The sequence below is a fragment of the Winslowiella arboricola genome (genome assembly GCF_025527015.1).
In the GTDB taxonomy this organism is placed as follows: Bacteria; Pseudomonadota; Gammaproteobacteria; order Enterobacterales; family Enterobacteriaceae; genus Erwinia; species Erwinia arboricola.
Genome location: NZ_JAODIM010000035.1, coordinates 110,638 through 137,484, shown reverse-complemented (window position 1 = coordinate 137,484; position 26,847 = coordinate 110,638). Strand labels below are relative to the sequence as shown.

The 26,847-nt window shown below is 53.4% G+C and carries 22 protein-coding genes and 1 pseudogene; 13 read left to right on the top strand and 10 right to left on the bottom strand.

Translation table 11 applies throughout. The features are described 5' to 3' along the window. Positions 1-184: 184 nt before the first annotated feature. Both mobB and mobA read right to left on the bottom strand, forming a co-directional pair. Positions 185-691: a molybdopterin-guanine dinucleotide biosynthesis protein MobB gene (mobB, locus tag N5923_RS03780; protein ID WP_267142808.1), complete on the bottom strand. Its 507-nt coding sequence runs from the start codon at positions 689-691 to the stop codon at positions 185-187. 1 nt (position 692) lies between these two features. Beyond that, positions 693-1,283, bottom strand: coding sequence for a molybdenum cofactor guanylyltransferase MobA (mobA, locus tag N5923_RS03775; RefSeq protein WP_267142809.1), 591 nt, complete (start codon positions 1,281-1,283; stop codon positions 693-695). 78 nt (positions 1,284-1,361) lie between these two features. On the opposite strand from mobA, the gene N5923_RS03770 reads away from it, so the two are divergent. The 5 genes from N5923_RS03770 (at position 1,362) to N5923_RS24850 (ending at position 6,925) form a co-directional block, all read left to right on the top strand. Beyond that, positions 1,362-1,631, top strand: coding sequence for a YihD family protein (locus N5923_RS03770; RefSeq protein ID WP_267142810.1), 270 nt, complete (start codon positions 1,362-1,364; stop codon positions 1,629-1,631). Positions 1,632-1,712: 81 nt separating this feature from the next. Next, entirely contained in the window at positions 1,713-2,699 is a 987-nt protein-coding gene (locus N5923_RS03765; RefSeq protein ID WP_267142811.1) for a serine/threonine protein kinase, read from the top strand. A gap of 26 nt (positions 2,700-2,725) precedes the next feature. Then, positions 2,726-3,355, top strand: coding sequence for a thiol:disulfide interchange protein DsbA (gene dsbA, locus N5923_RS03760; RefSeq protein ID WP_267142812.1), 630 nt, complete (start codon positions 2,726-2,728; stop codon positions 3,353-3,355). Positions 3,356-3,795: 440 nt separating this feature from the next. After that, entirely contained in the window at positions 3,796-6,585 is a 2,790-nt protein-coding gene (polA, locus tag N5923_RS03755) for a DNA polymerase I (RefSeq protein ID WP_267142813.1), read from the top strand. Between the two features lie 292 nt (positions 6,586-6,877). Beyond that, complete coding sequence (locus N5923_RS24850; protein WP_071892919.1) at positions 6,878-6,925, top strand: spot 42 RNA, inhibition of DNA synthesis; 48 nt, start codon at positions 6,878-6,880, stop codon at positions 6,923-6,925. Positions 6,926-7,034: 109 nt separating this feature from the next. Here N5923_RS24850 and yihA read toward each other — a convergent pair whose 3' ends face one another. Next, a complete protein-coding gene (gene yihA / locus N5923_RS03750) occupies positions 7,035-7,670 on the bottom strand; it encodes a ribosome biogenesis GTP-binding protein YihA/YsxC (RefSeq protein ID WP_267142814.1) in 636 nt (211 codons plus the stop codon). Positions 7,671-8,230: 560 nt separating this feature from the next. Between yihA and yihI the strand changes: the two genes are divergently transcribed. Both yihI and hemN read left to right on the top strand, forming a co-directional pair. Next, positions 8,231-8,773, top strand: coding sequence for a Der GTPase-activating protein YihI (gene yihI / locus N5923_RS03745; protein ID WP_267142815.1), 543 nt, complete (start codon positions 8,231-8,233; stop codon positions 8,771-8,773). A gap of 239 nt (positions 8,774-9,012) precedes the next feature. Then, the gene (gene hemN, locus N5923_RS03740) at positions 9,013-10,386 is read left to right on the top strand and encodes an oxygen-independent coproporphyrinogen III oxidase (protein ID WP_267142816.1); all 1,374 of its coding nucleotides are present in this window, start codon (positions 9,013-9,015) and stop codon (positions 10,384-10,386) included. A gap of 75 nt (positions 10,387-10,461) precedes the next feature. On the opposite strand, the gene glnG is transcribed toward hemN, so the two are convergent. From glnG to glnA, 3 genes are all read right to left on the bottom strand, one after another. Next, positions 10,462-11,871 (bottom strand): nitrogen regulation protein NR(I), encoded by a 1,410-nt coding sequence (gene glnG / locus N5923_RS03735; protein ID WP_026111763.1) that lies wholly within the window; start codon positions 11,869-11,871, stop codon positions 10,462-10,464. Positions 11,872-11,878: 7 nt separating this feature from the next. Next, positions 11,879-12,928, bottom strand: coding sequence for a nitrogen regulation protein NR(II) (gene glnL, locus N5923_RS03730; protein WP_017801616.1), 1,050 nt, complete (start codon positions 12,926-12,928; stop codon positions 11,879-11,881). Between the two features lie 183 nt (positions 12,929-13,111). Continuing rightward, entirely contained in the window at positions 13,112-14,521 is a 1,410-nt protein-coding gene (glnA, locus tag N5923_RS03725) for a glutamate--ammonia ligase (RefSeq protein ID WP_017801615.1), read from the bottom strand. A gap of 434 nt (positions 14,522-14,955) precedes the next feature. On the opposite strand from glnA, the gene typA reads away from it, so the two are divergent. The 5 genes from typA (at position 14,956) to fabY (ending at position 19,958) form a co-directional block, all read left to right on the top strand. Beyond that, positions 14,956-16,773 (top strand): ribosome-dependent GTPase TypA, encoded by a 1,818-nt coding sequence (gene typA / locus N5923_RS03720; protein ID WP_267142817.1) that lies wholly within the window; start codon positions 14,956-14,958, stop codon positions 16,771-16,773. Positions 16,774-17,044: 271 nt separating this feature from the next. After that, the gene (gene yihX / locus N5923_RS03715) at positions 17,045-17,641 is read left to right on the top strand and encodes a glucose-1-phosphatase (protein ID WP_267142818.1); all 597 of its coding nucleotides are present in this window, start codon (positions 17,045-17,047) and stop codon (positions 17,639-17,641) included. A 9-nt stretch (positions 17,642-17,650) separates the two neighbouring features. Next, positions 17,651-18,517 (top strand): virulence factor BrkB family protein, encoded by an 867-nt coding sequence (locus N5923_RS03710; protein ID WP_267145217.1) that lies wholly within the window; start codon positions 17,651-17,653, stop codon positions 18,515-18,517. Beyond that, positions 18,514-18,951: a D-aminoacyl-tRNA deacylase gene (gene dtd, locus N5923_RS03705; protein WP_267142820.1), complete on the top strand. Its 438-nt coding sequence runs from the start codon at positions 18,514-18,516 to the stop codon at positions 18,949-18,951. The genes N5923_RS03710 and dtd overlap by 4 nt, the downstream gene beginning before the upstream one ends. Before the next feature lie 59 nt (positions 18,952-19,010). After that, a complete protein-coding gene (gene fabY / locus N5923_RS03700; RefSeq protein WP_267142821.1) occupies positions 19,011-19,958 on the top strand; it encodes a fatty acid biosynthesis protein FabY in 948 nt (315 codons plus the stop codon). A 48-nt stretch (positions 19,959-20,006) separates the two neighbouring features. Here fabY and N5923_RS03695 read toward each other — a convergent pair whose 3' ends face one another. Continuing rightward, positions 20,007-21,683, bottom strand: coding sequence for an AsmA family protein (locus N5923_RS03695; protein WP_267142822.1), 1,677 nt, complete (start codon positions 21,681-21,683; stop codon positions 20,007-20,009). 141 nt (positions 21,684-21,824) lie between these two features. After that, positions 21,825-23,219, bottom strand: a complete 1,395-nt coding sequence (locus N5923_RS03690) for a nucleobase:cation symporter-2 family protein (protein WP_267142823.1) — start codon at positions 23,217-23,219, stop codon at positions 21,825-21,827. Positions 23,220-23,401: 182 nt separating this feature from the next. Between N5923_RS03690 and N5923_RS03685 the strand changes: the two are divergent. Continuing rightward, positions 23,402-24,066: pseudogene (locus N5923_RS03685) on the top strand (SDR family oxidoreductase). Positions 24,067-24,072: 6 nt separating this feature from the next. Here the strand turns inward: N5923_RS03685 and recG are convergent. Further along, a complete protein-coding gene (recG, locus tag N5923_RS03680; protein WP_267142916.1) occupies positions 24,073-26,154 on the bottom strand; it encodes an ATP-dependent DNA helicase RecG in 2,082 nt (693 codons plus the stop codon). Beyond that, positions 26,151-26,846, bottom strand: coding sequence for a tRNA (guanosine(18)-2'-O)-methyltransferase TrmH (trmH, locus tag N5923_RS03675; RefSeq protein ID WP_267142824.1), 696 nt, complete (start codon positions 26,844-26,846; stop codon positions 26,151-26,153). The genes recG and trmH overlap by 4 nt, the downstream gene beginning before the upstream one ends. Position 26,847 lies beyond the last annotated feature (1 nt).

Below are 26,847 nucleotides of genomic sequence, written 5' to 3'. Positions count from 1 at the left end.
AGTGAAACGCCGTAGCGCCGATGGTAGTGTGGGGTCTCCCCATGCGAGAGTAGGGAACTGCCAGGCATCAAATTGCGATAACCCTCGTGCGAAAGCATGAGGGTTTTTTGCGTCTGGGATTTTTTCGCGGTGGTGTTCTCGCCGCCCGTGCACACCAGTGAAACGGGAGCTGAAAACGGCTCTCCTACAGAGTTTTAATCCGGCTTACGATGAAATCCGCAATACTTTCCGGCTGATTCAGGTCGAGAGAGGGAATATGCAGGCTTAATGGCCGATCACTGGCCACTGCAATCACATGCTGATCCAGTAATTCGTTCAGATCTCTTCCGCTTTCTTGCCGCCATAAGACAATCTTCGTCACTGCCTCATCCTTAAATCCCTCAACCAGCACCAGATCTAATAAAGAAGCATCCAGACGACTGGCGAGAAAATGCAGATCGGGCGGCTGTTGGCTATCTGCTGTTTCCGTCATAAGCGCCCAGCGTTGCTGGCTGGCGACCAGAACCTGATCGGCGCCAGCTTTGCGTAGCTGATAACTGTCTTTTCCCGGCGTATCAATATCCATCTGATGATGGGTATGTTTAATCAAGCCGCAGCGAATATTGCGTGCTTTTAACAGCGGGATAAGCTGTTTCAGCAGGGTCGTTTTACCGGTGCCACTCCAGGCTGCGAAGGCAATTAGCGGCAGCATATTAACACTCCCCGCTGTAACTGCGCAGATCATCCGGCGTATTGATATTAATAAAACTTTGTCGATCGTCTGGAAAAATCACTGCTTTTGCAGCTATTTCCTGTAAAAAAAGCATTAACTTGCGGTCACCGCGCGTAAGGAAATCGGTCAACCGATCCGCTACCCGGCAGTGAATCAATGCCAGAGTGGGATGATCGCGCTCATCACTGCGTGCCCATACTGCGTCTGCCTCACCTTTCTGCTGCCATAAGCGTTCAGCCAGATTATGCGGAATAAAAGGGGTGTCGCAGGCAGCGAACAACGCCCAGTCATTATTGATAAAGCGCAGTGCGGCGAGCATACCCGCCAGAGGGCCAGCATAGCCGGGAAAAGCATCGCTAATCACCGGCAGGCCGCTCAGCTGGTAGCTGGCAAGATTACGGTTAGCACTGATGCAAACGCTGGCCACTTGTGGTTGCAGGCGTTGTAACACATGCTGATACAGCGGCAGGCCATTTAGCTGCATCAGCCCTTTATCCTCGCCGCCCATACGGCTGCCACGGCCTCCGGCAAGAATAACGCCGGTGATTTCAGCGCGTTGTATCGAACTCATCGGGATTAATACCTCTCTTTTCATAGGGGATTAACCCTGCTAACGTAGTGGGATATACCCCCGTAAAGGAACACGACTATGAAATGCCATCGTCTTAATGAACTGATCTCACTGCTTCAGCCTGCATGGCAAAAGGAGCCGGATCTGAATCTGCTGCAATTTTTACAGAAACTGGCCACCGAGTCAGGTTTCTCCGGGCCAATTGACCAACTGACTGACGATATCCTGATTTATCATCTTAAAATGCGTGATACGCAAGCTGACGCAGAGATCCCGGGTCTGAAAAAAGATTATGAAGAGGATTTTAAGACCGCCTTACTGCGAGCGCGTGGTGTGATTAAGGACTAAATCTGAACCTTCAACCATTCCGCCGGTCTTTTAATGATACTCTTTGTCACTGACATATAGCGAAAATGGCGAACCTGCGCAATGAACCAACCAGCCTTTAACTTCCAGACGTTAAATCCTGATGCGATAGTCGATGCGCTGTGGGATACCGGCTTGCGCGTGGAGTCTGGCCTGACGGCATTAAACAGTTACGAGAACCGGGTTTATCAGTTTTCAGACGAAGATAAAAAGCGTTATGTGGTGAAGTTTTACCGACCGCAACGCTGGACGGCAGCGCAAATTGATGAAGAACATCAGTTTTCGGTCGAACTGCTGGCGGATGAAGTGCCGATTGCTGCGCCGCTGCTATTACAGGGCAAGATGCTGCATCAGCATGAGGGATTTTACTTCGCTATCTTCCCCAGCCTCGGCGGCCGTCAGTATGAAACCGATAATTACGACCATATGGAATGGGTCGGCCGTTTTCTTGGTCGAATCCATCAGACCGGCAAAAAGCAGCTGTTTGCCGAGCGTCCGACCATTGGTTTGCAGGAATATATCGTTGAACCCCGCCAGACCCTCGAAAATAGCAGCCTGATCCCGGCAAAGTTAAAGATTAGATTGTTACAGAGTCTCGATCGCCTCAGCAATACATTACAAAAGTGCTGGCATAACAACTGGACGCCATTGCGCCTGCATGGTGACTGCCATCCGGGCAATATCCTGTGGCGCGATGGTCCGCTGTTTGTTGATCTGGATGATGCGCGCAATGGGCCGGCAGTACAGGATTTATGGATGCTGATTAATGGCGATCGCCAGGAGCAGCGTCTGCAATGGGATATCCTGCTGGAAGCTTATAACGAATTCAGCGATTTTGATGCACACGAATTGTCACTGATTGAGCCTTTACGCGCCATGCGGATGGTTTATTATCTGGCATGGATTGTTCGCCGTTGGCAGGATCCCGCTTTTCCGAGAAGCTTTCCGTGGATGACGGATGAGGATTTCTGGCGCAGACAGATTTCCATTTTTGATGAGCAGGACAAGCTGTTGCAGGAACCACCGCTGCAATTAATGCCTGCCTTTTGACGTAGTATTAAGGAGAGATGTTCAAAATGAAAAAGATTTGGTTTGCGCTCGTCGGTCTGGTTCTGGCATTTAGCGCTTCTGCTGCACAGTTTAGTGATGGTCAGCAGTATGTGACGCTCGGCAAGCCGGTGGCCGGTGAGCCTCAGGTTATGGAGTTCTTCTCCTTCTTCTGTCCGCACTGCTATCAGTTTGAACGTGTTTATCACGTTAGCGAAACGGTGAAGAAAAACCTGCCGGCAAACGTCAAAGTGGTCAAATACCACGTTGAGTTCCTCGGCGGCGATATGGGTAAAACCGTGACTCAGGCATGGGCAGTGGCGATGGCGTTAGGTGTGGAAGATAAAGTAACAGCACCGATCTTTGATGGTATTCAGAAAACGCAGACTATTACCGATCCAGCCAGCCTGAAAAACGCCTTTGTTACTGCAGCTGGTATTAAGCCAGAAGAGTATGACGCGGCGTGGAACAGCTTTGTGGTGAAATCGCTGGTTGCTCAGCAGGAAAAAGCGGCGACGGATGTTGATTTGCGTGGCGTTCCGGCGATGTTTGTTAACGGCAAATATATGGTTAACAACGGCGGTCTCGACACCAGCTCAATGGATAACTTCGTCCAGGAATATGCTAACGTGGTTAAATTCCTCGTCAGCCAGAAGTAAGTTTACGCATCACTAAACGCCGGTTTTACCGGCGTTTTTTATTCCCGCTATCCCGCCTTATTGCTTATATCTTCTCAGTGTCGCCGTCAGGACAAATATCGTTAATAGATGAAATATTTAGCCATACATGTTGTTTTGATGACAGAGAAGAAATATTTGTATCCACACTAAAGCATTCCAGTGAATTTTTAAAAAAATCCCGCGCTTAATTAATAACACCATGAAATTGTTGGTTTTTAATGTGGGTGTAGTTTTCTTATCGCGTAAGTAACAATATCTTAGGAAACTTACACACAAACTTATCCACAGCCTGAGGATTGGAAGCCAGCGCGCAGTTCAAAAATCTTTACCGCTTTATCTGCCGAGTTATTTCAACTTTATGCCTGAGCTGTGGCATCCTTATGCCCATTCAAATGGCTAACAAAGAAATGTGACTCCCTATGGCACAAATTGCAGAAAACCCGCTGATTCTGGTTGATGGCTCTTCTTATCTCTATCGTGCGTATCACGCTTTTCCTCCACTGACAAATAGTGCCGGGGAACCGACGGGCGCGATGTATGGCGTGCTGAATATGCTGCGCAGTTTGCTGCTGCAATATAAACCGAGCCATGTGGCCGTGGTTTTCGATGCCAAAGGAAAGACGTTCCGTGATGAGCTGTTCGAACACTACAAATCCCATCGCCCACCGATGCCTGATGACTTGCGGGCGCAGATAGAACCACTGCATCAGATGGTAAAAGCGATGGGACTGCCGCTGCTGGCCGTCAGTGGCGTTGAAGCAGATGACGTAATTGGCACGCTGGCGTTGCAGGCGGAGAAACAGGGTCGTCCGGTGCTGATCAGCACCGGTGATAAAGATATGGCGCAGCTGGTTACGCCAAATGTCACGCTGATTAACACCATGAACAACACGATTCTTGGCCCGGAAGAGGTCAACGAGAAGTATGGTATTCCGCCGGAGCTGATTATCGATTTCCTCGCGCTGATGGGCGACTCCTCCGATAACATCCCTGGCGTACCAGGCGTTGGCGAGAAAACCGCGCAGGCTCTGCTGCAGGGGCTGGGTGGTATAACCGCGATCTACGACAACCTCGACAAAGTGGCGGGACTCACCTTCCGTGGCGCGAAGACCATGTCGGCGAAACTGGAACAGAATAAAGACGTGGCGTTACTCTCCTACCAGCTGGCGACGATTAAAACTGATGTTGAGCTGGAGGTTACCTGTGACCAGCTGAACGTTAATGAGCCAGCGGTGGATGAGTTGCTGGGTCTGTTTAAGCATTATGAGTTTAAGCGCTGGATCACTGATGTTGAACAGGGCGTCTGGTTGCAGGCTAAAAAGGGTAATGGCGCAGCGCCAAAAGCAGTCGCTGTGACGGAAAGCGTTGAACAGCCGGAAGTGGCCAGCGTGCTGTCTGCTGATGGCTACGTCACTATCCTCGATGAAGAGACTTTTGCACAGTGGCTGAAAAAGCTGGAAGCCAGTGAGCTGTTTGCTTTCGATCTCGAAACCGATGCGCTGGATACCCTGAGCGCCAATATTATCGGCCTCTCTTTTGCTGTAGCGCCAGGCGAAGCCGCTTATTTGCCGGTGGCGCATGATTATCTCGATGCACCGCCGCAGCTGGATCGTAAACAGGTGCTGGCGCGCCTCAAGCCGTTGCTGGAAGATGCTGCGGCATTAAAGGTGGGTCAGAACCTGAAGTTTGATCGCGGCGTGCTGAAGAGCCATGACATCGAACTGCAGGGCATTAAGTTCGATACCATGCTTGAGTCTTACATGCTGAACAGCGTGGTCGGCAAGCATGATATGGACAGCCTGGCGTCGCGCTGGCTGAATCATAAGACCGTGACCTTCACCGAGATCGCTGGTAAAGGTAAAAATCAGCTGACCTTCAATCAGATCGCGCTGGAAGAAGCGGCTCACTACGCCGCGGAAGATGCTGATGTCACCTTACAGCTGCACCTGAAAATGTGGCCGGAGCTGGAAAAACAGCAGGGGCCGAAAAACGTCTTTGAATCTATCGAGATGCCACTGGTTACGGTGATTTCCCGCGTTGAGCGCAACGGTGTGTTAATCGATCAAAATATTCTGGCGACCCATTCGCAGGAGCTGACCACGCGTCTGGCGGAGCTGGAGCTGAAAGCACATGAGCTGGCAGGTGAGCCGTTTAACCTCTCATCGCCGAAACAGCTGCAAACCATTCTGTTTGAGAAGCAGGGCATCAAGCCAACCAAGAAGACCCCGGGCGGCGCGCCGTCGACCGGCGAAGAAGTGCTGGCTGAACTGGCGCTCGATTATCCGCTGCCGAAGGTTATTCTGGAACATCGCGGCCTGTCGAAACTGAAGTCGACTTATACCGATAAGCTGCCGCTGATGATTAATCCCCATAGTGGTCGCGTACATACCTCTTATCATCAGGCGGTTACCGCCACCGGTCGTCTCTCTTCCAGCGATCCAAACTTGCAAAATATTCCGGTGCGCAATGACGAAGGTCGCCGGATCCGTCAGGCATTTGTCGCGCCACAAGGCCATCGCATTGTGGCGGCTGATTATTCGCAAATCGAGCTGCGCATTATGGCTCATCTGTCGCAGGACAAAGGGCTGTTGACCGCATTTGCCGAAGGCCTGGATATTCACCGCGCCACGGCGGCCGAAGTGTTTAGCACCGCACTGGAGAAGGTGACGAATGAACAGCGTCGCAGCGCCAAAGCAATTAACTTTGGTCTGATCTACGGGATGAGCGCCTTTGGTCTGTCGCGTCAGCTCAATATCGGTGCTGGCGAAGCGAAAAAGTATATGGATCTCTACTTCGAACGTTACCCGGGCGTGCTGCAGTATATGGAGAGCACGCGTCAGCAGGCAGCGGAGCAGGGCTACATCTCAACGCTGGATGGGCGCCGTCTCTACCTGCCGGATATCACCTCCAGCAATGCCATGCGACGCAAAGCGGCCGAGCGTGCGGCGATCAATGCGCCAATGCAGGGCACCGCGGCTGATATTATTAAGCGCGCGATGATTGCCGTCGATAAATGGCTGCTGGCGCAGCAAGCGCCGGAAGTGAAAATGATAATGCAGGTACACGATGAACTGGTATTTGAAGTTCAGGAAGATGCGATTGAAAGCGCCAGTAAAAAAATTCGTGAACTGATGGAAAACAGCATGACGCTGGATGTGCCGCTACGTGTCGATATCGGGGTTGGCGACAATTGGGATCAGGCGCACTAAGATTATGATGACCGGACGAGGCGGGTTTGTGAGTTAAATCAGTCTCATTACGCAGATATAAGAAAAACCTTGGGTTAATCGCTTCAGCTCCAGTGCTGGCAAGGCTGGAGCGAAGGAAAAGCGCTAAGTTTCTATCCCCTAAACATTTTCCTGGTAATTAAGCTACACAACAGCTGTGTTTTTGTGACCGATGTTGGGAAATCAATGTCGTTTGATGAAAATTAACTACAAAAAACGCTTTTTCGCTCAGAAAAAATCATGTAGAGTTTAAGTCGTAGGGTACAGAGGTAAGATGTTCTATCTTTCAGACCTTTTACTTCACGTAATCGGATTTGGCTGAATATTTTAGCCGCCCCAGTCATTTATGACTGGGGCGTTTTTTATTGGCAAAAATAAATGCTGGTGTGGCGCTGTTAGCATCACAGGCGGCGAGAATGCCGCCCTGGGGATTACTCTTCAGCAATATCTTCTTCTACAGCGGGTGGGATTTCGCTATACCAGCTGTCCAGCTTCTGACGTAACTTATCCACGCCAATCTTCTTCAGTGAAGAAAACATCTCAACCTGAATATCGCCGACAAAGCCCATTGCAGCTTCACGCACCATATTCAGCTGGGCTTTACGCGCGCCGGAAGCCAGTTTGTCGGCCTTGGTCAGCAGCACCAGTACCGGAATGCGACTCTCCACCGCCCACTGAATCATCGAGTGGTCGAGATCTTTCAGCGGATGACGGATATCCATCAGTATCACCAGCCCTTTCAGACAGTTGCGTCTTTGCAGATATTCCGCCAGCGCGCGCTGCCATTTCAGTTTCATCTCTTCCGGGACCTGGGCATAACCATAGCCCGGCAGATCAACGAGGCGAATACCTTCTGCAACTTCAAACAGGTTGATCAGCTGTGTGCGTCCAGGGGTCTTACTGGTACGTGCGAGGCCTTTCTGGTTAGTAAGGGTATTCAGCGCGCTGGACTTACCGGCGTTAGAACGACCAGCAAACGCCACTTCAATACCGGTATCGGCAGGAAGATGACGGATGTCGGGGGCGCTGGTGACAAAATGCGTTACGTGATAATTCCAGCCAGACAAAATAGAAACTCCGAAGGTCAATGTGGCAATGGGGTGATTATACCTGTAAAGCGGGCAAAGCGCCCGATAGCCTTAGCAATGGGGCGTTTTGTGAGACATTGACCATAGTTGCGGTGAGTTATTGCTTTTTTTGTAAAAAAATAGAAAAATTTTATAGATTAAAATCAATGTTTTGATTACAGATACCTAAACTAAAGTACAACAAACCTTTGGCGCTACCTTGTCTGTTTGACCATTTAGTCTAAAGTAATCCGCAGAGTTTGGATGACTCTCTTCAGGATGAAGCGCTCAGGGACTGTCAGGATGACAAAGAGTGTGGGACAAGGGAGACAGGTTCAGCGGAAAGGAACCTTAAAGGATAAGGAAGCGCTCTGGATGAGTGGACGGCACACGGAAAAACCGGGATGTTGATTGCATAAATGGATGTAAAGGAAGACTGTCCTTCTACGGAAGGTGCGAAAAAAGGCGACAGGGTGACCTGCCGCCTTTTTTCTTTGTCCGCTTTCTGCTAGATTCGCCGCAATTCTATACTGACCAGACATTTCCAGAGAGCCGACATCATGAAGCAACCTGCACGCGCGCCGCAGGGTAAAACCAAAGCGCCAAAAGATAAACGTAAATCACGCGAAGATATGAACCAGAAATCGCGCGATCAGAAGCAAGATAAAAAGCACCGCGGCAATGCTTCTGGTAGTCGTGCCAATCCTGTGGCGCAGAACCAGAACAAAGCCACAGACAGCCAACCGAAAGATCCACGTATCGGCAGTAAAAAACCGATTCCGCTGGGTAACGATGCTGCGGCAGCTAAACCGGCGTCAGCGAAGCCGGTAAAAGAGAAGAAAGTAAAAGAAACCGCTGAAAAGCAGCCAAAACTGAGTCCGCAGGAAGAGCTGACGCAGCTGGAAAACAGCGAGCGTCTGGATGGTCTGCTGGATCGTCTGGAAAATGGCGAAACACTGCCGGCAGAAGAGCAGGCATGGCTGGATCTGACGCTGGATCGCATCGATGTACTGATGGAACAGCTGGGCATCGAGTTAGGTGACGACGATGACGGCGATGAAGCGCAGGAAGATATGTATCGTCTGCTGAAGGGCGGAAACTGATCACTTTCTTGATCCCGGCATTCTCTCTGCAGAGTGCCGGCTATAAGGTTTAAGCCGATGCTTTGGCCTGGATCAATTTTAGCTTTGTTTCTGACATGTTATCTGTTTTGGTTATTCGTTAAACTACGGCGTCTGTCGCGGCTGAAATCACGCTTGCGACGCGATACCGTCAATCGGCAGCTGAAACAGTCTCCTCCGGCACGACGGTCAGTACGACGACGTCACTGGAAGGAATAATCATGCCTGCGCCAACGATTGAATGGGATCTGGCCCTGATCCAGAAATATAACATCTCCGGGCCACGCTACACCTCCTATCCCACTGCGCTCGAATTTCAGCAAACTTATAACGAAGCCGCTTTTCAGCAGGCAGCGTTGCGTTACCCTGATCGGCCATTATCGCTGTATCTGCACATCCCATTCTGTCACCGCCTCTGTTACTTCTGCGGCTGCAATAAAATTGTCACCCGCCAGCAGCATAAAGCCGATGGTTATCTCGATCTGCTGGAACAGGAGATCCGCGCGCGCGCGCCGTTGTTTGCGCAGCGTACGGTGACGCAGATGCACTGGGGCGGCGGTACGCCGACGTTTCTCGATAAGGCGCAAATCAGCCGCCTGACTGACCTGCTGCGCAGCTGTTTTAACTTCAGCGCTGATGCCGAACTGTCGATTGAGGTCGATCCGCGCGAAATTGCGCTGGATGTGCTGGATCATCTGCGTGCGGCGGGCTTTAACCGGCTGAGCATGGGGGTGCAGGATTTTAATAAGCAGGTGCAGGAGAAAGTAAACCGCGTCCAGGATGAAGCTTTTATTTTTGCGCTGATCAAACGCGCGCGCGAACTGGGCTTTACCTCGACCAATATTGATTTGATCTATGGCCTGCCGGCGCAGACGCCGCAGAGTTTCGCGTTTACCCTGCAAAAAGTGGCTGAACTGAATCCCGATCGCCTGAGCGTATTTAATTATGCTCATTTGCCGGAGATGTTTGCCGCGCAACGAAAAATCAAAGCGGCGGATCTGCCTGATGCCAGTCAGCGGCTGACAATCCTGCAGCAGACCATCGCCACGCTGACCGCCGAAGGCTATCAGTTTATCGGCATGGATCACTTTGCGCGCTCCGCTGATGAACTGGCGGTGGCGCAGCGCGCCGGCAAGCTGCATCGTAATTTCCAGGGCTACACCACGCAGGGCGACAGTGATTTACTGGGGATGGGGGTGTCGGCGATCAGTATGATCGGTGACAGTTATGCGCAGAATCAGAAAGTGATGAAGGACTACAGCGCCAGCGTCAGTCAGCAGGGCAACGCGTTATGGCGAGGCTTAACCTTAACCCATGATGATTGCATTCGGCGTGAGGTGATTAAGGCGCTGATTTGTCATTTTGCGCTCGACTTCGCACAGCTTGAAGCGCAGTGGCAAATCGATTTCCGGCGCTACTTTGCCGAAGATTTAGCACTGCTGCAGCCACTGGTTGACGACGGGCTGGTGGATAGCGACGAGAAGGGCCTTCAGGTGACCGCTAAGGGCCGTTTGCTGATCAGGAATATCTGTATGTGCTTTGATCGTTACCTGCGGCAGAAAGCGCGTACACAGCAGTTTTCGCGGGTGATCTGAAATAAAGCGGGCGGTGAGAACGCCGCCCCTGCAAGGAAATGGCGCAGGGGCGGCGTTCTCGCCGCCCGTAACAGATTACTCCATTCCCAGCTCTTTTAACTTACGTGTCAGCGTATTGCGACCCCAGCCGAGCAGACGTGCGGCTTCCTGCTTATGGCCTTGCGTGTGGCGCAGGGCAGTGGTCAGCAGAGTGCGTTCCATCTCCGGCTGCGCTTCCGACAGCAGGTTTTGATGACCGGAACGCAATGCGCGGTCGGCCCATTGCGCTAACAGTGTTGCCCAGCTATCCGGCAGCGACTGCACCGGGTTATCCGGCGTCGAGGTTTCAAACAGTTCGGACGGCAGATCCTGAATCAATACTTCCTGACCCGCAGCCATCACCGTCAGCCAGCGACAGGTGTTCTCCAGCTGACGCACGTTACCGGACCAGTGCAGCCGGGTTAATGCCGTTTCCGTTTCCGGATGCAGAATCTTCGCTTCAACGCCTAACTCACGTGCAGCCACCTGCAGGAAGTAGCGTGCCAGCCGTGGAATATCTTCACGACGTTCGCGCAGTGGCGGCAGATGCACGCGGATCACATTCAGGCGATGGAACAAATCTTCACGGAACTTGCCTTCCTGCACGCGCAATTCGAGGTTCTGATGGGTGGCGGCGATAATACGCACATCCACTTTTACCGGCGCATAGCCACCAACGCGATAAAACTGGCCATCAGCCAGCACGCGCAGCAGACGGGTTTGTACATCGAGCGGCATATCGCCGATCTCATCAAGAAACAGCGTTCCGCCATCAGCCTGTTCAAAACGCCCCTGGCGAATCTGATTGGCGCCGGTGAATGCCCCTTTCTCATGGCCAAACAGTTCCGACTCAATCAAATCCTTCGGGATAGCAGCCATATTCAGCGCAATAAACGGTGCTTTGGCGCGCGGGCTGTGGCGATGCAATGCATGCGCCACCAGTTCTTTACCGGTACCCGACTCGCCATTAATCAGCACGCTGATCGATGAGCGCGACAGGCGGCCAATAATCCGGAACACATCCTGCATCGCTGGCGCTTCACCGATAATATCGGTTGTCGGGCCATTGACCGGCTGATTACGCGGCTGCTGCTGTTCCTGATAATGACTAATGGCGCGTTCAACTAACGCTACCGCTTCATCGATATCAAACGGTTTTGGCAGGTAATCAAAGGCGCCCTGCTGATAAGCGCTGACGGCGGCATCCAGGTCGGAATGCGCGGTCATTATAATGACCGGGAGCATCGGATGACGCTGTTTAATCTGCTTAAGTAACGCCAGGCCATCCATGCCGGGCATCCGAATATCCGATAACAAAACGTCTGGGGTTTTGGTGGCGAGCGCTTCCAGCACCTCGTTAGCGCTATCAAAGGTCGCGCAGCTTAAACCGGCTCCAGTGAGCGCACGTTCAAGCACCCAGCGGATGGAGCTATCGTCATCGACGATCCAAACTATCCCTCGTTGCATAGAAACCTCACTGGCGAATAGGCAGGTAAACCGAGAATTCGGTGTGACCGGGCCAACTGTTAAATTCTATTTTTCCTGAATGCTGATCAATCAGACTACGAGCAATCGAAAGCCCCAAACCGGTGCCGCCTTCGCGTCCGCTCACCATCGGATAAAACAGCGTATCCTGCAGTTGTGCCGGAATGCCTGGGCCGTCATCTTCAATATCGATGCGTGCAACCAGACGATAACGTACGCCGTGCAGCGTCAGCTGAAACGCTGTGCGCGTGCGTAAAGTAATAGTGCCGCCTTCATCACCCAATGCCTGCAGCGCGTTGCGTACGACGTTCAGCAACACCTGTTCCAGCTGATCGGGGTCATGCGGTAATTCAGGTAAACTGGGGTCGTAATCCCGCACCAGCGTCACGTTATCCGGCAACTCCATCGTCACCAGGTTGACCACGCGCTCGGACACCTGATGAATGCTTTGCGTAACGTGCATGCCGGGCTGTTGCGGCCCTAACAGGCGATCGACTAAATTGCGCAGACGGTCAGCCTGTTCAATGATCACCTTGGTATATTCGGTTAATGACGGGTCGGGCAGGGCTTTCGCCAGTAACTGCGCCGCGCCACGTAATCCACCCAGCGGATTTTTGATTTCATGTGCCAGACCGCGAACTAAATCACGTGCGGCCACCTGCTGAGCATGCTGAATCTGTTCCTGACTGAGACGACGTTGATTATCCATTGGCGCCATTTCCAGCAGGATAAAACCTTCAGGCAGTCGTTGTGCTGTTAACGACATAATGTGCGCGCGACTGTCTACCACCAGCGTAACTTCGCTATCGGTAAATCCCTGGCCGGCATCAAGACTTTCCCGCATCACATCAATATTCAGCGAAAAATAGCCCATCAGATCTGGCAACGGTGTGCCAAACAGCTTACGGGAGCTTTGCGCCAGTAGTTGCTGTGCCGCCGGGTTGGCGTATTGCACCACCAGCTCGTTATCCACCAGCAAGATACTGTTAATCAGAGAATTGAGAATCTGCCCAGCATCGGGCAGGGTGCCAGTTGCCATACAGCTTTTCCCCTGCACTAAGCCTGCTTTCGCCATTAAAAACCGTCTGGCAAATCAGGCACTATTTTGGTGCATTATAGTCGTCGGTTACCCACTCATCGTGTTAAACGATGGTTTTGTGGAGAAAAAAGCCCATCCGAAGATGGGCTGAAAGTTTCCACGGCAACAAAAACGTCAAACTTATTAAACGCTGTAGTAAAGCTCGAACTCTACCGGATGCGGAGTCATGCGAACGCGGTCCATTTCGGCTTTACGCAGTTCGATGTAGGCATCAATGGTGTCGTCAGTGAACACACCGCCACGAGTCAGGAACTCACGGTCTTCGTTCAGGGCATTCAGTGCTTCTTCCAGAGAACCGGCTACTTTTGGAATCTCAGCTTCTTCTTCCGGTGGCAGGTCATACAAGTTCTTATCCATAGCATCGCCAGGATGGATCTTGTTGATGATACCGTCGAGGCCAGCCATCAGCAGCGCAGAGAACGCCAGGTATGGGTTAGCCGCTGGATCAGGGAAGCGCGCTTCGATACGACGAGCTTTCGGGCTGGCAACGACCGGGATACGGATAGAGGCAGAACGGTTACGGGCAGAGTAAGCCAGCATAACCGGCGCTTCATAACCCGGGACCAGACGCTTGTAAGAGTTGGTGGTCGGGTTCGCCAGGGCGTTGATCGCTTTAGCGTGTTTGATCACACCGCCGATGTAGAACAGCGCGATATCAGACAGGCCGCCGTATTTGTCGCCAGCGAACAGGTTGTTGCCGCCTTTCGACAGGGACATGTGGCAGTGCATACCAGAACCGTTATCACCGAAAATAGGTTTCGGCATAAAGGTCGCAGTTTTGCCGTAAGCGTGAGCAACGTTGTGAACCACATATTTGTAGATCTGAATTTCGTCAGCTTTTTTGGTCATGGTGTTGAAGCGGGTAGCCACTTCGTTCTGACCAGCGGTTGCCACTTCGTGGTGATGAGCTTCTACAACCAGACCCATCTGCTCCATGGTCAGACACATAGCAGAACGGATGTCCTGTGATGAATCGACTGGTGGAACCGGGAAGTAGCCGCCTTTCAGACCTGGACGGTGACCTTTGTTACCGCCTTCGTACTCTTTACCGGTGTTCCATGCTGCTTCGATATCGTCGATAGCAACGTGTGAACCTGAAGTGGTGGCGCCAAAACGCACGTCATCAAACAGGAAGAACTCTGGCTCTGGTCCGAACAGCACGGTGTCCGCGATACCGGAAGAGCGCAGGAAATCTTCTGCACGCTTAGCGATAGAACGTGGGTCACGGTCGTAGCCCTGCATAGTGCCTGGCTCAAGAATGTCACAACGAATGATCAGGGTTGAATCTTCGAAGAACGGGTCCATAACTGCAGTCGTAGCATCAGGCATCAGAACCATGTCTGATTCGTTGATACCTTTCCATCCGCCGATGGAAGAACCATCGAACATTTTGCCTTCTTCGAAGAAGTCAGCGTTAACCTGGTGAGCAGGAATGGTAACGTGCTGCTCTTTACCCTTGGTATCGGTAAAACGCAGATCGACGAACTTAACTTCGTGCTCGTTCATCATCGACAGAACGTGTTCAGCGGACATACTTAACTCTCCTGGATTTTGTCATTGTCGTCGTGGTTCGAGACTTCACGATTCGGAACGCGTAAAATGTCGCGTACACCCGATAATAAAGATCTCAGACAAGCTATCAACTGTTATGGGAACTGCCGTTTTCGCTTAGGTAGACTAAAGCGAAATCTATGCCAACTTTATTATTTTGGCAAAAAGGCGTTATCATGCGCCCTCTCCTGATACGGGAGATGCACCACGATGGATGTCGCGCACCATTTTGGTGCTATTGAATGATTAACGGGCACTATTTTGGTGCAAATTCTTGACCGAGTGCAATCTTTGCACTGTAAATGGCTGTAAAAGCAATCACGACACTTATCTTTATATGAAATTTGTGATCCTGTTCAGCTCTTCGATTAATCCGTGTACAATAGCGCGCTATTTCTAATGCCTGAGGCAAAGCTGTGATCGAAAATTTGCGTAACATCGCCATTATTGCCCACGTTGACCATGGTAAAACTACCCTGGTTGATAAGTTGCTGCAGCAGTCCGGGACCTTTGATGCCCGCACCGAAGCGACCGAACGCGTAATGGACTCCAACGATTTGGAGAAAGAGCGTGGGATTACCATCCTCGCCAAAAACACCGCCATTAACTGGAAAGACTACCGCATCAACATCGTGGATACCCCAGGACACGCCGACTTCGGCGGCGAAGTTGAGCGCGTGATGTCAATGGTTGACTCCGTACTGCTGGTTGTCGACGCAATGGATGGCCCGATGCCGCAAACCCGTTTCGTGACCAAGAAAGCTTTTGCTAATGGTCTGAAACCAATTGTTGTTATCAACAAAGTTGACCGTCCGGGCGCACGTCCAGATTGGGTTGTTGATCAGGTATTTGACCTGTTCGTTAACCTCGACGCGACCGACGAGCAGCTCGACTTCCCAATTATCTATGCATCTGCACTGATGGGTATTGCCGGTAACGATCATAACGATATGGCAGAGGATATGACCCCGCTGTATCAGGCGATTGTCGACCACGTTTCTCCTCCACAGGTAGAAATGGAAGCGCCATTCCAGATGCAGATTTCCCAGCTGGACTACAACAACTATGTTGGTGTAATCGGTATCGGCCGTATCAAACGCGGTGTGGTTAAGCCTAACCAGCAGGTCACTATCGTTGATAGCGAAGGCAAAACCCGCAACGGTAAAGTCGGTAAAGTGCTGACCCATATGGGTCTGGAGCGTATCGATGCAACTATCGCGGAAGCAGGCGATATCATCGCTATCACCGGTCTGGGCGAACTGAACATCTCTGACACCATCTGTGATCCACAGAATGTGCAGGCGCTGCCAGCTCTGAGCGTTGATGAACCAACTGTAACCATGTTCTTCAACGTCAACACCTCGCCATTCTGTGGTAAAGAAGGTAAGTATGTGACTTCACGTCAGATTCTTGACCGTCTGAACAAAGAACTGGTGCACAACGTGGCTCTGCGCGTTGACGAAACTGAAGATGCGGATGCATTCCGTGTTTCTGGTCGTGGTGAGCTGCACTTGTCAGTACTGATCGAAAACATGCGTCGTGAAGGCTTCGAGCTGGCAGTATCCCGCCCGAAAGTTATCAACCGCATGATCGACGGCCGCAACCAGGAACCGTTTGAAAACGTGACCCTGGACATCGAAGAACAGCATCAGGGTTCTGTGATGCAGGCGATGGGTGAGCGTAAAGGCGACGTTAAAGACATGGTGCCAGATGGCAAAGGTCGTATTCGTCTCGATTACCTGATCCCGGCCCGTGGTCTGATCGGTTTCCGTACCGAGTTTATGACCATGACTTCCGGTACTGGTCTGCTGTACTCCACTTTCAGCCACTACGACGATGTGCGTGCGGGTGAAATTGGTCAGCGTCAGAACGGCGTACTGATCTCTAACGGTCAGGGTAAAGCCGTTGCGTTTGCACTGTTCAGCCTGCAGGACCGCGGTAAGCTGTTCCTCGGTCACGGTGCGGAAGTGTATGAAGGCCAGATCATCGGTATGCACAGCCGTTCTAACGACCTGACAGTTAACTGTCTGACCGGTAAGAAACTGACCAACATGCGTGCTTCGGGTACTGATGAAGCAACGACCCTGGTACCACCAGTGAAAATGTCACTGGAGCAGGCACTGGAGTTTATCGATGACGACGAACTGGTAGAAGTCACTCCTGTTTCCGTGCGTATTCGTAAACGCCACCTGACCGAGAACGATCGTAAGCGTTCTTCTCGTGGTCCAAAATAAGTTCAGGTTAGTCTGACGCAAGAAAGCCCCGTTTATCGGGGCTTTTTTTTGCCACTATCTGCACTTCTGCCGCCAGTAAAATAGCGGTCACGTTAAAAAACTGTGAGAACCTCCACATACCCGCTGGCGGAATCAGGTTACTTATTGAGTCGCCCCCGGGGGTAATTTGCCGGGCCTTGTTCTGATTTCGCTCATCCTGCCGCTTGTTACCTGTTCAGTCCTCAGTTTTACCGCTAGAGTGAATAGCTCACCGGAACAAAAGGAGATGACCATGCTGTATATCTTTGATTTAGGTAACGTCATTGTTGATATTGATTTCAACCGGGTGCTCGGCGTATGGAGTGACCTTGGCCGAGTACCGCTGGCGACGCTACAGAGCCGCTTCCGTATGGGCGACAATTTTGAACAGCATGAGCGCGGTGAAATTAGCGATGAACATTTCGCGGCCAATCTTTGTGAAGAGCTGGATATTGCCCTGAGTTACGAGCAGTTTGCGGCGGGATGGCAGGCGGTGTTTATTGATGTGCGCCCGGAAGTGATAGCGGTGATGCATCAGCTACGCGAGCAGGGCCACCGAGTGGTAATCCTGTCGAATACAAATCAGCTGCACTGCAGTTACTGGCCGTCGCAATATCCGCAGGTGCAGCTGGCTGCGGATAAGCTCTATCTGTCTCAGGAGATGGGCGTGCGTAAACCCGAAGCCGCAATCTACCGTCAGGTGCTGGCGCAGGAAGAGGTAACGGCGGATCAGGCGCTGTTCTTCGATGATAATCTGGCCAATATTGAAGCGGCGCGGGCGCTGGGCATTACCAGCGTTCATGTCACTGATGCGAGCGTGATCCCGGCATACTTTGCTCAGCCGCGCTAAGGGATGTCAGTGATTAAACATACGCGTCGCTCGGCGCGGGTACTGTTTGCCTGGTTAAAACTGCTGTGGCGACGGATTGAGCATGATGGCATGACCACCCATGCCGGTAATCTCGCCTATGTCTCGCTGCTGGCGCTGGTGCCGCTGATTGCAGTGGTATTTGCGCTGTTCGCCGCATTCCCGGTGTTCTCTGATGTCAGCGTGCAGTTAAAGAATTTTATCTTCGCCAACTTTATGCCGTCGGCGGGCAATACGCTGCAGCGCTATCTGGAGCAGTTTGTCGCCAACGTCAATAAAATGACGGCGATTGGCGCGGTGGGACTGATTGTCACCGCGCTGTTGTTGATGTACTCGGTGGATACGGCGCTGAATGAGATCTGGCGCAGCACTAAAAAGCGCCCGCTGGTCTATTCATTTGCTGTCTACTGGATGATTCTGACCCTCGGCCCGCTGCTGGCAGGCGCCAGTCTGGCCATCAGCTCTTATCTGCTGTCGCTGCGCTGGGTGGAAGTGACCGGCGTCACCAGTCTGGTCGATCAGCTACTGCGTATATTCCCTTTATTACTCTCCTGGCTGGCATTCTGGCTGCTGTACAGCATTGTGCCGACCACGCGCGTGCCGCCACGCGATGCGCTGATTGGCGCGCTGGTGGCTGGCCTGCTGTTTGAGCTGGGGAAAAAAGGCTTTGCGCTCTATGTTACGATGTTTCCATCATACCAACTGATTTACGGTGTGCTGGCGGTGATCCCGATTCTTTTTTTATGGGTTTACTGGACCTGGTGTATCGTACTTTTAGGGGCGGAAATCACAGCATCACTGGACGACTATCGCCAGCTACGACGACAAGAACAAGAAAAGGCTAACGAAAAACCATGATTGCGTTAATACAACGAGCGCTGAATGCCAGCGTGACGGTGGCGGGAGAGACCATCGGCGAAATTGGGCCAGGACTGCTCATCTTGCTTGGCGTGGAAAAAGGGGATAGCGAACAGCAAGCGATGCGCCTGTGCGAGCGAGTGTCAGGTTATCGTATTTTCGGCGACGAAAACGACAAGATGAATCTTAATGTGCAGCAGGCAGGCGGCAGCATGCTGGTGGTGTCTCAGTTCACCCTGGCGGCGGATACCAGCAAAGGCATGCGCCCGGGATTTTCCCGCGGCGCAGAGCCGGCCGAAGCTGAACGACTGTATCACTATTTCGTCGGATGCTGCCGGGAGAAAGGCATTGTGACGGAAACTGGCCGCTTCGCGGCGGATATGCAAGTCTCGCTGGTCAACGATGGCCCGGTCACCTTTTGGTTACAGGTGTGAGCCAGTTAGCTGAGCGGCTATGGACGGGCCAGGCGAGCTCTGACAGAGAGAATCACTTTATGTATCACCTTCGTGTACCTGAAACAGCAGAAGAGCTGGATATCTATTATCAGTTTCGTTGGGAGATGCTGCGTAAACCGCTGCACCAGCCGCAGGGATCGGAGCGCGATGCCTGGGATGCCATGGCGCATCATCAGATGGTGGTGGATGAACAGGGCAAGCCAATGGCCATCGGGCGCTTGTATATTAATGCCGATAATGAAGCGGCAATCCGCTTTATGGCGGTTCACCCTTCGGTTCAGGGTAAAGGACTGGGCACGCTGATGGCGATGACGCTGGAATCTGTGGCGCGTCAGGAAGGGGTGAAGCGTGTGGTCGCCAGCGCGCGTGAGGATGCCGTCGAGTTCTTTGCCAAGCTGGGTTATGTCAACCAGGGTGAAATCACCGCGCCGCAAACGACGCCGGTGCGGCATTTCCTGATGATCAAACCGATAGTGACTCTTGACGACATTCTGCATCGTGCCGACTGGTGTGGTCAGCTGCAACAGGCGTGGTACGAACACATCCCACTTAGCGAGAAAATGGGTGTACGTATCACCCAGTACACCGGGCAAAAATTTATCACCACCATGCCGGAGACCGGCAATCAGAATCCGCACCATACTTTATTCGCCGGTAGTCTGTTCTCACTGGCGACCCTGACTGGCTGGGGGCTGATCTGGCTGCTGCTGCGTGAGCGCCAGCTGGGCGGCACCATTATTCTTGCCGATGCGCATATTCGCTACAGTCATGCGATTACCGGTAAACCCGGCGCGATTGCCAATCTGGGGTCGTTAAGTGGCGATCTCGATCGTCTGGCGCGCGGGCGTAAAGCGCGCGTACAGCTGGAAGTTGAGCTGTTTGGCAACGATCTGCTGGGCGCGGTGTTTGAAGGGGTGTTTATCGTCTTGCCCGCCGATCCTGATGGGCCGCTGGAAGAGGGCGGTTCCGGCGCGATGATTACCTGATTGCGTACGGTGTTATTGTAGGGGCGGCGTTCTCGCCGCCCGTGCCCTTTAAGGCCGCACTTCCCCATTAACCATATGCTGCTGCACACTCTGGTCATTGGCGTTCACCGACAGCGTACCGCTGGCACTCTGGCGCAACGGCTTGTCAGCCGCCAGGCTGGCATCGAGCTTCAACTGCATATTACCGCTACCCGACAACGGCACGGCAGGCCAGCCCCAGTTATGCAACAGATCAGTTGCGACCGCGCGTCCGTTCAGGGTTAAAGAGAGCGTGCGTGCAGGCTGCTGCGATACGCTGGCCAGACTCTCCAGCATCCCCTGACCGGCAAAGGCGCTCATCTCGGTGACCTGGATCTGATTGTCATCGGCGCTTAACGCCAGCGAAGGGTGGCGCAGATCGGTACGGTTAAAGGTCGCTTCCGCCGCGTTAAGGTTCAGGCTGCCGGACCAGATGCCCCACTGATGATGACGCGCCATCAGCAGGTTACTGCCGTTACCATCCAGCGCCGTCAACTGGAACGGGAATTCGGGGTTGATATCAATCACCAGGTTGCGGTTGGCGGAGAAACGGGTAACCGCCACGCTATCCAGCCACGCCGGCAACTGCTGCATCCAGCGATCGCGCCAGTTTTCCGGTAGCGTATACTCCAGACCGGCAATCACCAGCTCATCCAGCGTCAGGCGCTTATCACTGCGCTGCCACTGACCTTTGGTGCGGATCAGTCCGTTAACCCAGCGTGAGCTGAACTGCGAAATATTGATGCCCTGTGGCGAGAAATCCATATTGGCGATCGGGTCGTTAAGCTCCAGCTGACCGTTAATAAAGCTGCTGGCGTTCATCGACAGTGAACCGCCATTGCTTTCCCAGTCGCCATTACGCAAGGTCAAATCTTTCAGCGACAGATCGAGGTCAGTAACCGCCCAGTCCGGCCCCTGCAAACGCGCATCGGTAATATCGACGCGGTCGAGCTGCACCGACGGCAGATTCAGAATCGGTTGTAAGAAGTCATTGAGCGACTGGCTGGATTGCAGACGAATATCATTCAGGCGCAGATTAGCAATCCGCCAGTTGCCCTGGGCATCGCGTTCGGCGTTGCCGGTCATCGAGCCGCGCGCAAGGTCGGCGCCGACATTGCTAAATACCAGACGCTGATTATCTATGCGGCCCTGCAACAGCACATTGTTGCCAGGCACGCCGTTTATCGTCATTGAGCCTGCGCTCAGCTGGAAGCTGGCATTGTTGCCCAGCACGTTACCCACGCCCGGTTGCCACGGCATCACACCGCCATGCACGCGCCGGGCGCTGATCGGCAGTACGCTGTGCGGACTTTCGATAGCCATATCTGTCAGTTGCAGACGCCGCGCCTGTAGTGGCCAGGCCACGCTGCTGTCGGAAACATTCAGGGTGCCTTCGCTCAGCTCTACGCTGTCAAAGTGCAGCGGGTTACTGAATTGCGTCAGGGCAAAGCCCAGATCGACACGTTTAGCCACCAGTACCGCAGGCTGCCCGTCGTGACCAAAGGTGACATCATTGAGTATCAGGTGTGAAGGCCAGGAAAAATCGTGATCAACTTTGGCTACCGACACATGATAATCCGTACGATCGCTGATCCAGCGGCTGGTCCAGTCAGCCCCCCAGCGCGTTTGCAGTAAAACGTAAATCACTACCAGTACTAACAGGATGAGTAACAGTAGTGTCAGAAAAAATTTTCCGATAAATTTCATCGCATCCTTCCCTATGAATTTCCGGTGTCCGGTTGTTATGCCTGAATTAGCCTGTTAGCTCAACAGCCTGGATGTAAAGTCAGACAAACTCGCTGAAAAATCAGTGGGAATTGCGGGCGAGGTCAGCCTCGCCCGGGCAGATTACTTATCCTGCTCTTGCGGGAAAACCAGATTCAGTACGATAGCCGTGATACCGCCAGCGGCGATGCCGGAAGAGAGCAGAGTTTTCAGCCAGTCAGGGGCAAACTGCAGAATCAGTGGCTGTTGTGATACGCCGAGGCCGACTGCCAGTGACAACGCGATAATCATAATCGCGCGGCGGTTCAGTGGCTCGCGTGACACGATACGTACGCCGGAAGCGGCAATGGTGCCGAACATCACGATGGTGGCGCCGCCAAGTACTGGCTCCGGGATATGCTGTACAAAGCCGCTGACCGCCGGGAACAGACCGAGCACGATCAGCATCAGGGCAACCACAAAACCGACATAACGACTGGCGACGCCGGTCAGCTGGATCACGCCATTGTTCTGGCCAAAGCAGGAGTTGGGGAAGGTATTAAACAGCGCTGAGACAAAAGAGTTCAGGCCGTTAGCCAGCACGCCGCCTTTCAGGCGCTTCATATATAGTGGTCCGCTGACGGGTTGCTCAGAGACGTCGGAGGTCGCAGTGATATCGCCAATGGTTTCCAGTGAGGTCACCATAAACACCAGCATCAGCGGAATGATCAGATTCCAGTCGAAGCCCAGACCGTAATAGAACGGCGTCGGAATGGCGATCAGCGAATCACTGGTCGCCGGGCCGCTCTGCGGCAACATATCCAGCGCCCATGCCAGCAGATAACCCACCGCCATGGCGATCACCAGCGAGGCAACGCGCAGATAAGCGTTACGCTGGCGATTCAGCAGAATAATTACCGCCAGTACCACGCCGGCCAGCAGCAGATTTTTCGGCGCGCCAAAGCTGTGATCGTTCATTGCGGCGAAGCCACCGCCAATCGATGTCAGCCCAACCTGAATCAGCGACAGGCCGATAATCATTACCACAATACCGGACACCAGTGGCGTGATAATGCGGCGCGCGAGGTGCAGTACACGCGACAGCAGCATTTCGGTACAGGACGCCACCATCAGGGTGCCAAACAGCGCAGCCATCATCGTGGGCACATCGGCGCCGCCATTTTTCAGTACCAGGCCACCCATAATCAGCGGCGTGACAAAGTTAAAGCTGGTGCCCTGAATCGACAGCAGGCCGGAACCGACCGGTCCCCAGGTCTTAATCTGCAGAATCGAGGCGACGCCCGAAGCGAACAGCGACATGCTGATAATATGCTGCGTATCCTGCGCCGGTAAGCCCAGCGCCTGACAAATCAGCAGCGCCGGCGTAATCACCGCCACAAACATCGCCAGCAGATGCTGACAGGCGGCAAACAGGGTTTGCGGCAGTGGTGGGCGGTCTTCAAGACGATAAATAAGTTCGCTTTTCGCAGCAGGTGTGGGGTTGCGATTGGCTGCGACAGCATCGATTTCGGCGGACATTTTAACGGTTCCCAGGCGGCAAAGTGGCGATTTTAATCTTCTGCCTGGCAAAAGCAATCGTTTGCCAGGCTGATCGCCACAATGTCCTGCTGAACAACCGCATCACAGGCTTATCCACGCGGTCAGATAACCACTACGCTTAAGGCTGTTCCGTAATTCAGCGGAGAAAAGATGAGGTACAGATGAGTCAGGTTTTTATTATTGGTTCCACGGGTGGCGTTGGTCGTCGTTTGAGAAAACAGTTAACCGCATCGGGTCATCAGGTCACCGGCCTGCATCGTAAACCCGAGCAGGCAGAAGAGTTACAGCAGGATGGCGTAACGCCGGTGCAACTTGACCTGCTGACCACCAGCAATAAAAGTCTGGCGGCCGCGATGCGTGGTTGTGATGTGGTGGTGTTCTCCGCCGGTGCGGCTGGCGCGGGTGTGGAATTAACTGACGGCATTGATGGTCGTGGCGCGAAAATCGCAGCAGAAGCAGCACGTATCGCCGGAGTTAAGCGCTTTGTTCTGGTCTCTGCTTTTCCGGACGCAGGACGTGGCAAACAGTTATCGCCCACTTTCGAACACTATATGAAGGTGAAACGTCAGGCCGACGTGATGCTGGCGGCAACCGATCTGGAATGGTAATTCTGCGTCCGGGCACCCTGACCAACCATGCAGGCAGCGGCAGAGTGCACAGCGGACTGGCTATCGCTTACGGTGAGATCCCGCGTGATGATGTGGCGGCGGTGCTGCACAGTCTGGTTGAGCAACCTGAAGTGAAGCGGGTGATTATCGAACTGACCAGCGGTGAACTGCCGGCAAGTGTCGCCGTGCAACAGATGGCGGCATATAGCGGGCGCTAAGCTTTATCAGGCGTTGGTATAACGTTCGGTTTCCGGCAGCCAGCGTTCAATCAGCGCCTGTGCCTGTTCGGGATAGTGCTGATGGATATGGCGCGCCACCCGCTGTACTTCCGGGATCATCGCCTGATCGCGCAGCAGGTCGGCGACTTTAAACTCGGCATTACCGGTCTGACGTGTACCGAGCATTTCACCTGGGCCGCGAATTTCCAGGTCGCACTGGGCGATCACAAAACCGTCATTACTGTCGCGCAGCACCTGCAGACGCTTCTGGGCGGTTTTGCTAAGCGGCGCTTTATACAGCAGCACGCAGTGGGAAGCTACAGCGCCACGTCCGACGCGGCCACGTAACTGATGCAGCTGCGCCAGCCCCAGGCGTTCCGGGTTTTCAATAATCATCAGGCTGGCGTTTGGCACATCCACGCCGACTTCGATTACCGTGGTGGCCACCAGCAGCTGAATATCACCCTGTTTAAAGGATTGCATCACCTGCTGTTTTTCCTGCGGCTTCATGCGGCCATGAACCATACCGACATTCAGATCCGGTAACGCAATTTTCAGCTCTTCCCAGCTCGCTTCTGCGGCCTGAGCTTCCAGCAACTCTGACTCTTCAATCAGCGTACAGACCCAGTAAGCCTGACGTCCCTCATCACTACAGGCGCTTTTCACCCGGGCGATAATATCTGCGCGCCGGGTATCAGGGATCGCTACCGTTGTCACTGGCGTACGCCCCGGCGGTAACTCATCGATAGTCGAGGTGTCGAGATCGGCATAGGCGGTCATCGCCAGGGTGCGCGGAATCGGGGTGGCGGTCATAATCAGCTGGTGCGGATGGAAACCCTGCTCCTCGCCTTTCTCCCACAGCGCCAGACGCTGGTGGACGCCGAAGCGGTGCTGCTCATCGATAATCACCAATGCCAGACCGTTAAACTGTACCTGCTCCTGGAAAATCGCATGGGTGCCGACAATCATCGATACCTGACCGCTGGCAATCGCTTCCTGTTGTGCCTGACGCGCTTTACCTTTCTGTTTGCCCGCCAGCCAGCCGACTTCAATGCCCAGTGGCGCAAACCACTGACGGAAGTTACTGGCATGCTGCTCGGCCAGCAGCTCAGTAGGCGCCATTAGCGCCACCTGCTTACCGTAAGCAATCACATTCAGCGCCGTCAGCGCGGCAACCAGCGTTTTACCGGAACCGACATCGCCCTGCACCAGACGCATCATCGGATAGTCGTGGGCTAAATCGCGTTCAATCTCCGCCACCACCCGTTCCTGCGCCGCGGTGGGCTTAAACGGCAGCGCGGCCAGCAGTTTATCGCTTAGCTCATGGCGTGCGGTCATTGGCAGAGCGTGGTAACGCTGCGCGCCGGCGCGTACCGCCAGCATACTGAGGTTGTGCGCCAGCAGCTCTTCCATAATCAGGCGGCGCTGTGCCGGGTGTTTCCCGCTTTCCAGATCGGCCAGCGCCATATCCGGCGGCGGACGATGCAGGGTGCGCAGCGCCTGTGGCAGGCTAATCATGCCCTGACTGAGATCGGGCGGCAGCAGTTCGGCAATCGCACAAGTTTCCAGCAGCGTCAGCGCCTGCTCAGTAAGATTACGCAGCGTCGCCTGGCGGATGCCTTCGGTGGTCGAATAGACTGGCGTCAGCGTCTCCTGCAGTTCGGTAACGCTGTTTTCGCCCTGCACGCGGTACTCAGGATGAATAATCTCAGCACCGCGCTGGCCGCGTTTGATCTCGCCATAGGCGGTTACGCGTTTGCCGGCGGCGAGGCTGTTTTTCATCCCGGCATTGAAATTGAAAAAGCGCATGGTGAGGATGCCGCTGCCATCGCTGATCTGACAGGTCAGCATGCGGCGGCGACCAAAGCTGATATCACTCTGCAATACTTCGCCCTCTACCGTGGCATAAATCCCCGGCAACAGATCGTTAATCGCATAGAGTTGGGTACGGTCTTCATAGCGCATCGGCAGATGGAGCAGCAAATCCTGCACGGTATGCAAACCGAGTTTTGCCAGTTTGCCCGCCTGACTGGCGCCAACGCCGGAAAGTGTACTGAGGGGTACGGCATCCAGCAGGCGGCCTTTCATTTTTTCACCGAAGACTGCATGGTTGCCCACCAGCTTTCGTCAGCGACCACCTCGCCATCGTCATTGATCAGCGGATACGGTAAGCCTTTATGTTTGGCAACACGAGCCAGCACCGGGTAGCCGCCTTCAAAGAGCAGGCGCTGCTGTTCCGCGTAGTCGAGGGTGCTGCTGGCGCGGTTATACATGCCGGCATTCTGCCGCTGACGCTGGGCTTCATAGAGGATTAATGCCGAGGCGACCGAGACATTCAGCGACTGCACCATGCCGATCATCGGGATAATAATATCCTGATCGGCCAGATCCAGTGCTTGCTGAGTAATGCCGGTTTTCTCTTGTCCCATCAGAATACAGGTAGGGCGGGTATAATCGATTTGGCGAAAATCCACCGCGCTATCAGAGAGATGGGTCGCCAGAATTTGCATTCCCTGCGCTTTAAGCTGACCGACGGCTTCGTTGATCGTCGGATGCGTTTTTACCTGCACCCAGCTGTTGCTGCCGGCGGCGGATGAAACCATAGTACGCATACGGTGGCCAGGCCAGACCGCATGAACTTCATGCACGCCAACGGCGTCTGCCGTACGAATGACGGCAGAGACGTTATGGGGCTTATGAACTTGTTCCATGCAGACGGTCAGATCGTGCTGACGCGCCGCAAGCATCTCGCGAATACGAGCAAAGCGTTGAGCATTCATG